This is a genomic window from Ruminococcus sp. 5_1_39BFAA, assembly GCF_964240875.1.
Taxonomy (GTDB): domain Bacteria; phylum Bacillota; class Clostridia; order Lachnospirales; family Lachnospiraceae; genus Blautia_A.
Map to the genome: position 1 here is coordinate 129362 of NZ_CAXSVO010000008.1, position 14017 is coordinate 143378.

Annotated in this window: 13 protein-coding genes; all 13 read left to right on the forward strand. The window is 46.4% G+C overall.

The features are described 5' to 3' along the window. Positions 1-13 precede the first annotated feature (13 nt). The 13 genes from mreC (at position 14) to ACESZH_RS11075 (ending at position 13951) form a co-directional block, all read left to right on the forward strand. On the forward strand, positions 14-931 hold the full coding sequence (gene mreC / locus ACESZH_RS11015; RefSeq protein WP_373214996.1) for a rod shape-determining protein MreC: 918 nt from the start codon (positions 14-16) through the stop codon (positions 929-931). Further along, a complete protein-coding gene (mreD, locus tag ACESZH_RS11020; protein WP_373214998.1) occupies positions 921-1448 on the forward strand; it encodes a rod shape-determining protein MreD in 528 nt (175 codons plus the stop codon). The genes mreC and mreD overlap by 11 nt, the downstream gene beginning before the upstream one ends. A gap of 23 nt (positions 1449-1471) precedes the next feature. Beyond that, a complete protein-coding gene (locus ACESZH_RS11025) occupies positions 1472-4330 on the forward strand; it encodes a penicillin-binding transpeptidase domain-containing protein (protein WP_373215000.1) in 2859 nt (952 codons plus the stop codon). A 57-nt stretch (positions 4331-4387) separates the two neighbouring features. Next, entirely contained in the window at positions 4388-5176 is a 789-nt protein-coding gene (gene minD / locus ACESZH_RS11030; RefSeq protein ID WP_373215002.1) for a septum site-determining protein MinD, read from the forward strand. A gap of 22 nt (positions 5177-5198) precedes the next feature. Beyond that, complete coding sequence (gene minE, locus ACESZH_RS11035; RefSeq protein WP_373215004.1) at positions 5199-5441, forward strand: cell division topological specificity factor MinE; 243 nt, start codon at positions 5199-5201, stop codon at positions 5439-5441. A 3-nt stretch (positions 5442-5444) separates the two neighbouring features. Then, positions 5445-6605, forward strand: coding sequence for an FtsW/RodA/SpoVE family cell cycle protein (locus ACESZH_RS11040; protein WP_373215007.1), 1161 nt, complete (start codon positions 5445-5447; stop codon positions 6603-6605). Continuing rightward, a complete protein-coding gene (locus ACESZH_RS11045; protein ID WP_373215009.1) occupies positions 6602-7696 on the forward strand; it encodes a D-alanyl-D-alanine carboxypeptidase family protein in 1095 nt (364 codons plus the stop codon). Before ACESZH_RS11040 ends, ACESZH_RS11045 begins: the two co-directional genes overlap by 4 nt. 218 nt (positions 7697-7914) lie before the next feature. Further along, on the forward strand, positions 7915-9030 hold the full coding sequence (locus ACESZH_RS11050) for an ROK family transcriptional regulator (protein WP_373215012.1): 1116 nt from the start codon (positions 7915-7917) through the stop codon (positions 9028-9030). 19 nt (positions 9031-9049) lie between these two features. Then, positions 9050-9862 (forward strand): sugar phosphate isomerase/epimerase family protein, encoded by an 813-nt coding sequence (locus ACESZH_RS11055; RefSeq protein WP_373215014.1) that lies wholly within the window; start codon positions 9050-9052, stop codon positions 9860-9862. A 21-nt stretch (positions 9863-9883) separates the two neighbouring features. After that, positions 9884-11023 carry a Gfo/Idh/MocA family protein gene (locus tag ACESZH_RS11060; RefSeq protein ID WP_373215017.1) on the forward strand — a complete coding sequence of 380 codons (1140 nt, stop codon included), beginning with the start codon at positions 9884-9886 and terminating at the stop codon, positions 11021-11023. 20 nt (positions 11024-11043) lie between these two features. Further along, entirely contained in the window at positions 11044-11952 is a 909-nt protein-coding gene (locus ACESZH_RS11065) for a sugar phosphate isomerase/epimerase family protein (protein WP_373215019.1), read from the forward strand. A gap of 8 nt (positions 11953-11960) precedes the next feature. Continuing rightward, positions 11961-12932: a Gfo/Idh/MocA family protein gene (locus ACESZH_RS11070; RefSeq protein ID WP_373215021.1), complete on the forward strand. Its 972-nt coding sequence runs from the start codon at positions 11961-11963 to the stop codon at positions 12930-12932. Between the two features lie 59 nt (positions 12933-12991). After that, complete coding sequence (locus tag ACESZH_RS11075) at positions 12992-13951, forward strand: substrate-binding domain-containing protein (protein WP_373215023.1); 960 nt, start codon at positions 12992-12994, stop codon at positions 13949-13951. Positions 13952-14017: the final 66 nt, after the last annotated feature.

Consider the following 14017-nt stretch of genomic DNA (forward strand, 5'->3'; position numbering starts at 1 on the left):
AGGGGTACCATTGATGAAAAACCTGAAAAAGAAAGTTCATTTTCGAATTAATTTAAAAAGTAAACACTTGTTGGCGATCATGACCATGTTTTGCGGCTGCTGCATTGTGGCTACCTTTGCGTCCGGCGTGACCTCTGCACCGCTGCAGGAAGCTGCCGGAGTTCTTGTGGTACCTTTTGAAAAAAGTATCAACGCGATCGGAGGTATGATCACAGATATCAGAAACAGTTTCCGGGATAAGCAGGATCTTCTGATGGAAAATGAAGAGCTGCAGGCAGAAATTGACAGTCTGACTGCCCAGAATAACCGGCTGATCCAGGACCAGGGGGAGTATCTGCGTCTGAAGGAGCTTTACAAGCTTGATGAGGAATATTCGGAATATCCTAAGGTCGCGGCAAAAATCATCTCCAAGGATCCAGGCAACTGGTACGATACTTTTATGATAAATAAAGGCTCCAATGACGGAATCCGTGTAGACAACAACGTAATTGCCGGAAAGGGACTGGTAGGTATTGTCACAGAGGTAGGTCCAAGCTGGGCCACTGTCCGCTCTATCATTGATGACAGCAGCAGTGTCAGCGCTATGACGGTAAGCACATCGGACAACTGTGTGGTCCTGGGTGACCTGGAGCTGATCGATGAAGGAAAGCTCCGGTTTGAGCAGCTTTACGACCAGGAAAATAAAGTGACGGTGGGAGAGCGTATTGTTACTTCCAATATCAGTGAAAAATATGTGGAGGGGCTTTTTATCGGCTATGTAAATGAAGTGGAACAGGACAGCAATAATCTGACCAAAAACGGAACGATTGTAACGCCTGTGGATTTTCTGCATCTCAAGGATGTGTTTGTCATTACTGTGAATAAACAGGACAGCATTACCGGGGAAACGACTGCAGCGGACAGTACGGAGGGAGGCACGGATGAAGAGTAAGGTTGTTCTTTTCTTTACGATCATCATATGCTTCCTTTTACAGTGTACGGTCATGGATCTGATCTCTATTGGTTCCATTACGCCGAACCTGCTGTTGGTGCTCTGTGTATCCATGGGCCTGATGAGGGGGAGAAAGAGCGGGCTTTGGACAGGTTTTTTTTCCGGCCTCTTAGTGGATTTGTTTTATGGCTCTCTGTTTGGTTTTTATGCACTGATCTATATGTATATCGGCTTTTTCAGCGGATATGCCCACAGGATCTACTATGACGATGATGTCAAGGTTCCCATGTGCCTGGCAGCCGTTGCAGATCTGGTATATAATCTTGCGGTTTACGGACTGCAGTTTCTTCTCAGAGGGCGATTGGGGCTTGGAACCTATTTGTACAGGATCATCGTGCCGGAGATTTTTTACACAGTCATCCTTACTCTGCTGGTGTACAGGGCTTTTCGTCACATTAACTATCGGTTTATGAGCATCGCAAGGAAAGAAAGTGAGTCAATTTGGGTATTAAAATAAAAAAACTATTTAAGAAAATAAGCTTGAAACGAACCACTGTACTGGCATTGGTTTTTATTTTCATGTCCTGCATCCTGATCCGCCAGCTATTTAACCTGCAGATCATTCAGGGAGAGACTTATATCAATAAATTCCAGACCAGAACCACCAAGACACGTACCTTAAAAAGCACCAGAGGGAACATTCTGGACCGCAATGGAGAGGTGATCGCATCGAATGTACTGTCCTATTCCCTGACCTTTGAGGACAACGGCAGCTACAGCACCACCAGGGAAAGAAATCTTACGCTGAACGGTATTGCTTACCGCGTTTTGCAGATCCTGGAAAAGAACGGCGACAGTATTTCCCATACCTTTCATATTGAGGTGGATGAAAACGGAGAATATGTTTTTGATGTGGGAGAGGGCTTTACACTCAGCCGTTTTAAAGCAGATGTATATGGTTATCCTCTTATTGATGAGCTTACCGACGAGGAGGCGAACGCGACTGCCGCAGATATGGTGGCTTTCTTAAGCGGCTCCTCAAAGTTCGCTATTGTTCTGGAAGGGGAGAACGCTTATACCCAGGAAGAGCTGGAATCCCATGGGCTGCCCATGGAGCTTACGAAACAGCAGATTCTGGATATTGCGATCATCCGCTACGAATTGAATACCAACAGTTTTAAGAAATATATGGCAGTGACCATTGCCACAAATGTAAGCGAGGAATCCGTGGCTGCTGTGGCGGAGAATAAGAGCAGCCTTCAGGGAATTGAGGTAGTGGAGGATTCCATCCGCCAGTATATTGATGATGAAAGTATGGCTCCTATCCTGGGATATACAGGTAAAGCTTCCTCAGAGGAGCTGAAGGAGCTGCGCGAAAAAAATCCGAATTATACAAACGATGCCATTATCGGAAAAGCGGGAATTGAACAGTATATGGAGCTTACCCTTCAGGGAACAGACGGAAAAGAAACGGTTTCTGTAGATAATCTGGGAAAGGTGTTAAAGATTGACGAGAACACCAAGGTGGAGCCTGTGGCAGGAAACGACGTGCAGATCACCATTGACACAGACTGGCAGTCCGGCATTTACCAGATCCTGAAGCAGAGGGTTGCCGGCATCCTGCTTTCCAAGATCGAGGCAACCAAGAGTTTTGATTATGAGGCGGTTCAGGATGCTTCCCAGATCAAGATTCCTATTTATGATGTCTACAATGCTCTGGTGGAGAACAGCGTCATTGATATCCGAAAATTTGACGAAGAGGAAGCTTCTGATACAGAAAAAAATTTATATGCCAAGTTTCAACAAAAGCAGCAGCAGGTTTTTGATACAATAAGCAGTAGGCTTAACGGAGACAACCCGCCTGCATATAAAGATGAAAGTGACCAGATTCAGGAATACCTGTCCTATATCTGTAATGACATGCTCCGAGATACACTGAATATCATCTCAAGGGATGCCATTGACACTTCTGATGCCACTTATAAACAGTGGTTTTCGGAAGAGAGCATCAGCCTGAAGGATTATCTGACCTATGCCATCAGCCAGAACTGGGTCGATATTTCCAAGTTTTCTCCGGATGGTGAATATCTGGATTCCTCAGAAATTTATCAGGCGCTGACAACCTATATTACAGATTATCTGAAAACAGATCTGGGATTTTCCAAGCTGCTTTATAAGTATATGCTGCAGGAGGACACCATTTCCGGTCAGGAGCTTTGTCTTGTGCTCTATGAGCAGGGTGTTTTGTCAAAAGATGACGGTGTTTACGAAAGCCTGGTTTCCGGTACCATCGGGGCTTATGATTTTATGATAAATAAGATCGCAAACCTTGAGATCGAGCCTGCCCAGCTTGCTCTGGAACCCTGCTCAGCGTCTGCAGTTATTACAGATGTGCAGACTGGCGAGGTGCTGGCTCTGGTATCTTACCCGGGCTATGATAATAACCGTCTGACAAACAATATGGATACGGATTACTATGCGAAGCTTGCACTGGATCTGTCAAGCCCGTTTTTTAATAAGGCTACCCAGCAGACTACGGCTCCGGGATCTACTTTGAAACCTCTTTCCACCATTGCAGGAATGCTTGAAGGCGTTATTGATGACAGTACATATATTGAGTGTACCGGAAAATTTGAGTATGTGGACCCGCCTATTAACTGCTGGAACAGAGAAGGACACGGTCATATTGAAATCCGTACCGCTATTGAGCAGTCCTGTAACTACTACTTCAATATGGTGGGATTCCAGCTTGGCAAAACAGCAGATAACCAGTTTTCAGAGGCACAGAGCTTAAATAAGCTTCAGCAGTATGCCTCGCTGATCGGACTTGACAGAAAATCAGGAATCGAGCTTTCTGAAGCAACCCCAAAGGTTTCGGACAGCTATGCGGTTCCTTCCTATATTGGACAAGGTAACCATTTGTATACCACTGTGGGACTGGCAAGATATGCCACGACCCTTGCCACATCCGGTACGATATATGATCTGACTCTGCTGGATCAGGTATCGGATTCCAAGGGTCAGGTGATCGAGGATTACCAGCCGCAGATTGACAGTACCATAGATGTTCCTGATAATGTCTGGGATGATATCCATGACGGTATGTACCGGGTGATTCAGACCCACGAGCAGTTTTACGGACTGGGCGTGGAGGTAGCCGGTAAGACCGGTACGGCGGAGGTTGATATTTATCACCCCAACCATGCACTTTTCATTGGATACGCCCCGGCCACGGAGCCGAAATACGCCATTGCAATAAGAATTGCAAATGGATACAGCTCCGGTAATGCTTGTTTGGCAGCTAATGATATTTTTAAATACATTTTTGATTTGGCAGATAAGGAGTCCATTATCACAGGTATTGCTTCCAGTGATGTAAGTGATATCTCCAATGACTAAAAAACCTAAGAGAATACCAGGATTTTGGAACATTTTGTTTAGGAGGATTCAGAGAAAATGAGTGAAGTCATTGTCATTACTTCCGGGAAAGGCGGCGTGGGAAAAACAACCACAGTTGCCAATATTGGAACCGGACTGGCTATGATGGGCAAAAAGGTAGTGGTGGTTGACACCGATATCGGTCTTCGGAACCTGGATGTGGTTCTGGGACTGGAAAACAGAATTGTATACAATCTGGTAGATGTGGTAAATGGAAGCTGTCGGATGCGCCAGGCTCTGATCAAGGACAAGCGTCATCCTGAGCTTTACCTCTTGCCGTCTGCACAGACAAAGGATAAAACCGCGGTTTCTCCGGAGCAGATGATCAAGCTTACGGAGAGTCTGCGTGAGGAGTTTGATTATGTACTGCTGGACTGCCCGGCAGGTATTGAACAGGGCTTTAAAAACGCCATCGCAGGAGCGGACAAGGCTCTTGTGGTGACAACACCGGAGGTTTCCGCCATTCGCGATGCGGACAGGATCATCGGGCTTTTGGAGGCAAATGACCTGCGGGATATCCATCTGATCATCAACAGGCTTCGTCCTGATATGATAGCAAGGGGCGATATGATGTCAGTGGATGATGTGATCGAAATATTGGCAGTAGATCTGATCGGAACCATTCTGGATGACGAGCAGATCGTAGTAGCCACCAATCAGGGAGAGCCCTTGTCTGGAAAAAATTCCCAGGCAGAGCAGGAATACCGGAATATTTGTAAGCGGCTTATGGGAGAAGAGGTACCCTTTGCCGATATCCACCAGAAAAAGGGCGTTCTGAAACGCTTAAGCGGGATGTTCAGGAAATAGTGTTTTTTAGGAGGGAATCCATATGAGATCCTTTTTGCGAGACAAAAGGCGTTCTGCAGGATATGCCCGGGACAGAATGAAGCTGCTCCTGGTTTCAGAACGGATCGAGTGTTCTCCGCAAATGATAAAAATGCTGAAAAACGACCTGGTACATACTGTAAAAAAGTACGTAACGATTAAAGAAGACGAGGTACGAATACAGATTTCACAGGAACCGCCTGTACTTACGGCATATATTCCTGTGATCCAGAAGAAGGACAGATAATTTATGATAAAACAGTATAAGCTGCGGTTTTACAATTTCAGAATGGTGCTGCTTCTGATCGCGATCAGCTCTATTGGTGTGATTCTGGTTTCCAGCGCCAGGGCTGATCTGCGGAATAAGCAGATCATGGGTGTCGTGATGGGAGTTGTGATCATGGTGATTCTCTCTCTGATTGATTATTCGTGGATTTTGAATTTCCAGTGGATCATGTACGGAGCGAATATCCTGATGTTGCTTGCCGTATATGCTTTCGGCTCCAGCAGTAACGGAGCTGCGCGGTGGATCGATCTGGGATTTATCCGTTTCCAGCCCACTGAGCTTTCAAAAATTATCATCATTCTGTTTTTTGCGAAATTTTTTATGGACCATGAAGATGACCTGAATACGTTCCGGGTCCTGGCAGAGTCGGCGCTGCTTCTGGCAGTGCCTCTTGTGCTGATTTATATTCAGCCGGATATGAAAAATACGATTACAGTTATTGTTATGTTCTGCATTCTTCTTTATGTGGCAGGACTGAGCTATAAGATCATCGGTGGCGCGATCCTGATTGCAGTACCGCTGCTCGTTATTTTTCTTTCCATTGTGGTGCAGCCGGATCAGAAACTGATCCGTGACTACCAGAGAGACAGGATCATGTCCTTTCTTTACCCGGAAAATGAGGAGTATTCCGATGATATTGAGCAGCAGAATAACTCCAAGACAGCCATTGCTTCCGGTGAGCTCTTAGGAAAAAAATTGAGCGGCGATGAGACAGCTTCATCCGTCAATGAAGGTAACTTTGTAGCGGAGAACCAGACAGATTTTATTTTTGCAGTAGCGGGAGAGGAGTATGGCTTTATCGGCTGTACGGTTATTGTTCTCCTTTTGCTGTTTATCTGCCTGGAATGCATCCGTATGAGCTTGCGGGCAAAAGATATGGCAGGGAAAATCCTGTGCTGCGGCGTAGGAAGTATTGTGGCCATCCAGAGCTTTATCAATATCTGTGTTGCCACAGGCATTGCGCCGAATACAGGAACACCGCTGCCCTTTGTAAGCTATGGACTGACATCCATTGTTAGCCTCTTTATCGGTATGGGGCTGGTGCTGAATGTGGGTCTGCAGAGCAGTTTGTACAATAAGGAACTGAAGAGAAAAGAGATTAACGAGAAAGAGGAATATTTATGACAGCCAGAAAAGAGAGCAGAACGGATAGAATGACATCCAGAAGCAGTACGGCTTCCGCTCGGAATAAATCCTCCCGTATGAAAAGGATGCGGAGGAGAAGGATACGAAATACAATTCTCCTTCTTCTGCTTCTGGTAGTTTTGGCGGGAGGCGCCATGGGAGCACTTTATTTCATCAGAACCGGCGGCTTCTTTACGGAAATGAATATGCCTTACTCTGCTGCACAGGAATTTGACAGCATTCTGCAGGCGCGTGATAGTCTGCGTGCAGAGCCTTTTGCAAAGAATCTCTGCGTGGTGGAAGGAGATGTTCCATTGGAAGGAGCATCCCTGGGCGAAGAGCAAAAAGGAGTTCTGCTAAATCTGGATACGAAAAGCGTACTTTATGCAAAAGGTGCGTTTGACCGGGTATATCCTGCCAGTATCACAAAGATCATGACCGCCATGCTTGCGCTGAAATATGGAAATATGGACGATACCGTGACCATCAGCCAGGAAAACGTAACGTTGGAGGAAGGCTCCCAGGTATGCGGCTTTCAGGCAGGAGACAGGTTGAGTATGGATCAGCTTCTACGATGCCTTCTTGTGTACTCCGGTAATGATGCGGCTTCTGCCATTGCGGAGCATGTGGGAGGAAGTACCCAGACCTTTGTGGACATGATGAACAGCTACGCAGCACAGCTCGGATGTACAGGAACCCATTTTACGAATCCTCATGGCTTACAGGATGAAAACCATTATACGACTCCCTATGATATTTATCTGATGCTGAAGGAGGCGCTGAATTATCCGGAATTTACGGAGATCACCCAGCTTCCCTCCTATACGGTGGAATATACCAGAGCGGACGGCTCGGCTATGAGTACCGCACTGGCGGCAACAGACCATTATCTGACAGGAGAAGCGACAGCCCCCAAGGACGTTACGATCCTTGGCGGAAAAACAGGAACCACCAGCAGCGCAGGAAACTGTCTGGCACTTCTCAGCCAGAATGCTTTTGGAAAGCCTTTTGTTTCCATTGTGACAGGAGCTTCTACAAAGGAAGAGCTTTATGTGCAGATGAATTCGCTGCTGCAGAATATTAATCATTGAATTTGTTCCGGGGAGAGTGCCAGTTATATATCTGCCAGGCAGGTATATAACTGGCATTTTCTGCGTATATGCGCGTTCATGGTCAATATTACAACTGCTTTATAAATCTGTCCGAAAGATTGATAGATAAATTGCATGAAATGTATTGACAAATACATAGATAAATGGTATTTTTGAATAAATAATAAACAAAGTTTATAAATAAGGACGTACAAACAATGTTAGTTGGAAAACCACAGTTATTGAAAAATTTAAATTCAGATATTGTACGTGACCTGATTTATAGAGAAGGCCCTATTTCAAAACCGGAGATTGCAGAACAGACCGCTTTGAGTCTTCCAACTGTAAAAAAGAGAGTGGATCTGCTTTTACGGGAGGGATGGATCCGGGAGACCGGAAGAAGCGGCGAGGGAGTGGGGAGAAAAGCAATCATGTATGAGGCTGACCGCTCCCACAACATGATCCTGCTGCTGTATGACCGGGATGGTTTTATTGCTTCTCTTGTGGATATTACGGGGATGATTCACCATAAAGAAAGGTACGTGTATGCGGAAAGCGGCGCGAGAGGATATATGGAATTTTTGTGCGCCTGTATCGAAAAGCTGATGAAAAAAGTATCCGGTACCGTGCTTTCCATTGGTGTGACCGTTCCGGGTGTTGTGAGAAGCAGCGGCATGATCAAGCATATTCCCGAAATTCCGGAATGGGAAAAATACAATCTGCAGGAGGAACTGCAAAAGAGATACGGTGTGGATGTGCTTGTAGAAAACGACATCCGTATGATGACCCTCGGCTATTATGAAAGCAGGATCCGGGGACAGTATTCGGATATGGTATATATTTTTGCGGATGGAGCGCTGAGTGCCGGTATCATTATCAACGGACGGCTGCACCGTGGACTGGAAAACTTTGCCGGAGAGCTTGGATTTCTGATCTTCCATGAGAATCTCAGCAGCAAAAATCAGCCTGTAGACGGGCGCGGAGATTTTGAAACCTCTGTTATGGAGGTATTGGAACAGATCGAAAAGGATAAAGAAAACAAGGAGCTGCTGGAACGGTATTACGACCTGCTTGTAAAGGGCATCGTGAGCGTGGGATGCGTGACAGCACCGGAAATCGTAGTCATACAGGGAAATCATCTGGATGACACGGTGCTGGAGTACATCACAGAGCGCATCCGCCCGTATTTTCCAAAGGATGTGCTACCGGAGCTGCGGATCAATACAGAATATGGCTGCGATGCACAGGGACTGATACAGGAATGTGTGAGACATTCCATCGAGAAAAGTGCAAAGCTTGGAAGGATTACCATTGGTGGAAAGACAGACAGTTAAAATGGGAGGCGTAAGAAGCATGAAAAGAATCGTAGCAGTAAATTCCAACTGTTATCACGGATATTCCATTGAGGAGGCTATCAAAGGTACGGCTGCAGCAGGCTTTCAGTATATGGAACTGACTGCCACTAAGGGGTGGACGGAGCATGTATTTCCGGATCAGTCATTCAGCCGGCTTTTAAAGGTAAAGGACATGCTGAGGAAGTATGACATTACACCGTTTTCCATGAGCGGACACTGTAATCTGATGGACACGGCACGAATGGCAGATTTTATTGAGAACATCAAGCTGGCTGCTTTTTTCGGCTGTGATTACATTGTTTCCTCCATCGGAGAAGCCCATCTTGCCAATCAGGCTGTGGCATCCAACGAGACGGTAGCAGAGCACATAGCGGCGTTCCTGCCATATCTGGAGGAGGCTGACATGAAGCTGATGCTGGAGGTTCATGGTGAGCACGGGGACGGCAGAATCATGAAGGAGATCGTCCGGCTTGTGAACAGCCCCAGGGTCAAGATCAACTATGACACAGCTAACGCGATCTTCTACGGCGGAGTGGACGTTGCAGCAGATCTGGAGGGTTGCGTGGATGAAGTGGCATATATCCATCTTAAGGACAAGGCAGGTGCGCAGAAGGAATGGAATTTCCCGGCGCTTGGGCAAGGATATATAGATTTCCCGGCAGTTTTTGAGATATTGAAACAGAAAAACAATCTGTGTCCGTTTTCTGTGGAGATTGAATTTACGGAAAAAGGCCCGAAGGATCTGGAAGAGATCAACGAGGCTGTGAAAGTTTCCGGTGAGTATCTGAAAAAAGCAGGATTTGAAATTTAGAATAGAGAAAGGATGAATGGCATGGAAAAATTAAGAGTTGGAGTAGTGGGAATCGGTTTTATCGGAGCGGCTCATGTGGAAGCACTCAGACGCCTTGGCTATGTGGATGTAGTGGCTGTGGCAGATCAGAGCGGCGGCGCTAAGAGAGCAGAGGCAGTTTTTGTGGAGCATGGCTATGATGATTACCGGGAAATGATCGAGAAGGAAAACCTGGATGCGGTACATATCTGTACACCGAACAATACCCATTATGAGATGGCGATGTATGCAATGGAACACGGACTGAGCGTCATGGTAGAAAAACCATTTACTATGACCGTGGAGCAGGCGGAAAGCCTGTGTGCATATGCAAAGGAGCATAACATTGTAACAGCCGTAAATCATTCCCTGCGCATGAATCCTCAGGTTCAGCAGATGAAGGCAATGGTCAGAAGCGGAGAAGTGGGAAAAATCTATGCGGTAACAGGAAGCTATCTGCAGGACTGGCTGTTTTTGGAGAGTGACTGGAGCTGGAGGCTTGACCCGAAGCTTTCCGGAAAAACGAGAGCCTTTTCCGATATCGGAACCCATTGGATCGATATGGTGGAGGATATTATCGGAGAGAGAGCTGTTGAACTTCTGGCTGAATTTGATATTATGCACAAAACACGTAAAAAACCGAAAAAGGAGGTTGCTACCTTTTCCGGTATGGCACTCCGTCCGGAGGATTATGAGGACGTTCCCATTGAGACAGAGGACTGGTGCAGCATTCTGTTCCGTTTTGAAAACGGTGCTATCGGAAGCTTAAATGTAAGCCAGGTAACAGCAGGACGTAAAAACCAGCAGATCATTTCTATCAGCGGCAGCAAGTGTGCACTGCACTGGGACAGCGAGGATTCCCAGGAGCTGTGGATCGGACGCCGTGAAACATTTAACCAGAAAGCGCCGAAAGACCCGTCCATTCTTTCCGATGAGGCACAGAAGGTGATCGGTTATCCAGGCGGACATGTGGAAGGCTTCCCGGATACCTTTAAGATGCAGTTCAGTAAATTCTATCAGGCAGTGAGGGAAAAAGACACCTCAAGAAAAGAATTTGCAAACTTTGAGAACGGTCTGCGGGAAATGATCCTGAATGAAAAGGTATATGAATCTGCACAGAAACGTGCATGGGTAAAAATCTGAGAAAAAAGGAGGACGAAGCTATGATGAAGCTTGGATTACATACTGCGATACTGGCAGAGTATTCCTTTGAACAGGTTGTGGATTATGCGGCAGAGGTAGGCTTTAAAAGCCTGGAGGTATGCTGCTGGCCCAATGAAAAGGCAGCTCGCAGATATGCCGGGGTTTCCCACATTGATGTAAATGGTATGACAGAAGAGTCTGCCCGTAAATATCTGGATTATGCGGCTTCCAAGGGAGTTGAGATCGCGACTCTTGCATATTTCCCAAATCCTATGTCGGACGATGCAGAGACAGCAGAGAAATCCCGTGAACATCTGAAAAAAGTAATTGATGCGGCAGCGCTGATGAATGTGAACCTGGTAACCACCTTTATCGGCAAGGACAAGACAAAGACTGTAGAGGAAAACCTGGAGCTGATGGAGCAGGTATGGCCTCCGATCCTGAAGCATGCAGAGGAAAAAAATGTAAGAATCGCTATAGAAAACTGCCCGATGTACTTTACAAAGGATGAATGGCCGGGAGGAAATAATCTGGCATCCACTCCGCAGGTTTGGCGCAGAATGTTTGCAATGAGCCCAAATATCGGACTGTGTTTTGACCCGTCCCATATGATACTTCTTGGCATGAATGTATGGAAACCGGTTGTGGATTTTGCAGACCGTATTTTCCATGTACATTTCAAAGATTTGCAGATCGACCAGGAAAAGGTGGAAGAGTACGGAAGATTTACTTATCCGGGACTGTGGCATACACCAAAGCTTCCCGGATACGGCGATGTGGATTTTGCGAAGCTGATCACAAAGCTTCATGAAACAGGCTATCGTGGTTCTGCATGTCTGGAATGCGAGGACCGGGCATTTGAAGGTTCTATGGAGGACACCAGAGAGGGAATTGAGATTGCGTACCGTTATCTGCGCACGCTGATGTAGGAGATGCTATGATCCGGATAGGAATTGTTGGTACGGGTGGTATGGGCACCGTACATTATACCAATTATCAGTACATAGAAGGCTGCGAAGTGGCTGCTGTCTGCGGAAACGCAGAAAAAGCAGCAGGCTGGGGACTTCCCTGCTATTCCGATATTTCCAGAATGGCAAAGGAGGAACGGCTGGATGTGATCGATGTCTGTACCCCTACATTTTTGCATTACGAACAGGTAAAAGAGGCTTTGCAGTGGTGTCATGTGATCTGTGAAAAGCCGTTGACGCTGACCTGCCGGGAAGCAGAGGAGCTGTTCGAGGAGGCACAGAACAGAGGTCATCACCTTTATGTTGCCCAGGTGCTGCGCTTTTTTCCGGAATATAAGGTGCTGGAAAAGGTTATTGGTGAGAAGACCTATGGAGAGATATTGGACGGCTACTTCTGGCGGCTGTCTGCCAGACCGAAATGGACAAGCGGCGGATGGATGACAGATAAAAGCAAAAGCGGGCTGGTGCCTTTTGATCTTCATATTCACGATCTGGATTTTCTGGTAAGTCTGTTGGGAATGCCAAAGAAGGAGCATTATACCACAGCGCAGGCATCGGGAAAGGATATGGCGCAGCAATACCGGTTCCTCTATGAATTCGGCCGTGGTAAAGGCAATGTAAATATTTGCGCTGAGGCATCCTGGTATACAGGAAATTATCCCTGGTCGGCAGGATACCGTGTATGTTTCGAAAAGGCAGTTTTAGAGGCAAGAGCCGGAGCCTTGACGGTTTACCGGGAGGACAGGGAGCCGGAGAATCTGGATATTACGGAGAAAAGGCAGATCCCAACGGGAATCAATATTCCGCCTACCGGAGTATATCTGGAAGAGCTGGAGCACTTTATTTCCTGCATCCAAAGGGATGAAGACTCTGATCTCATAAAAAAGGAGCAGATACTTGGCGTACTTTCAATCCTGGAAAAAATGAATGACAATTTATAAGAAGCTAAAAGCGGACACGCTTTAGTTATAAAAAAGCATATGTGAAAGGAGACACAAACATGAAAAAAGCTTTATCAATGGTATTGGCACTTGGGATGGCAGTTGGATGCCTTTCCGGTACAGGAGTAACCGTAGCTGCAGAGGAAACCAGCGATTACGTGATCGGCGTTCTGGCACCAGAGGTAACCCACGGATGGGTAGCAGCCGTTGCTTATTATGCTGAAGCAAGATGTAAGGAAATGAAAGAGAGCGGAGCAATTAAAGATTACATCATTGCAACAAGCGGTAATGCAGAAGATATGACAGCAGACCTTGATGACCTTCTGACCCAGAATGTGGATGCAATCGTTGCATATCCGCAGTGGGACGGTATGGAAGCTTCTCTTCAGAGAATTCTGGATGCAGATATTCCGCTGGTATGCTTTGACCTTGAGTTTGATCTGAACGGCTATTATCTTGTAACAGGCGATAATAAGGACATGGGTGTGCAGGGTGCAAACTATATCCTGGATAAGATCGGTCCGGACGGCACAATTATCGCACTTACCGTTCCTACAGCAGGTTCTGTAAATGACCTCCGTATGGAAGGCTTCTATGAGCAGATGGAAACTCTGGAGCAGAACTGGGAAGTCATTGAATACGCAACTGAGTTTACACGTGAAGCTGGTCTGAAGGACTTTGCTGATATCCTTGTAAACAATCCTCAGATTGACGCTGTATATTCTCTTGATGATGAAACATCTATCGGTGTTCTTCAGGCAATCAAAGAGGCAGGCAGAAGCGATATCAAGGTTATTACAGGTGGCGGCGGATGCCAGGAATACTTCAATCTGATGCCGGAATACGAAGATATCAATGTTGCATCTGCAACCTATTCTCCAGCCATGGTTGAGACGGCAGTAGATGAGGCTGTACAGCTTCTGAACGGCGAAACTGTAGAAGAGAAACTTGTTATCCCGACAACAATCGTAGATAAAGAGAATTACGAAGAATTCCTTGACGCTTCTTCTCCATACTAATTCGTATGTGACGGAATGTGGAAGGGCTGCTGCAGATTTTGCAGCAGCCCTGTTTAGAAGGAAATC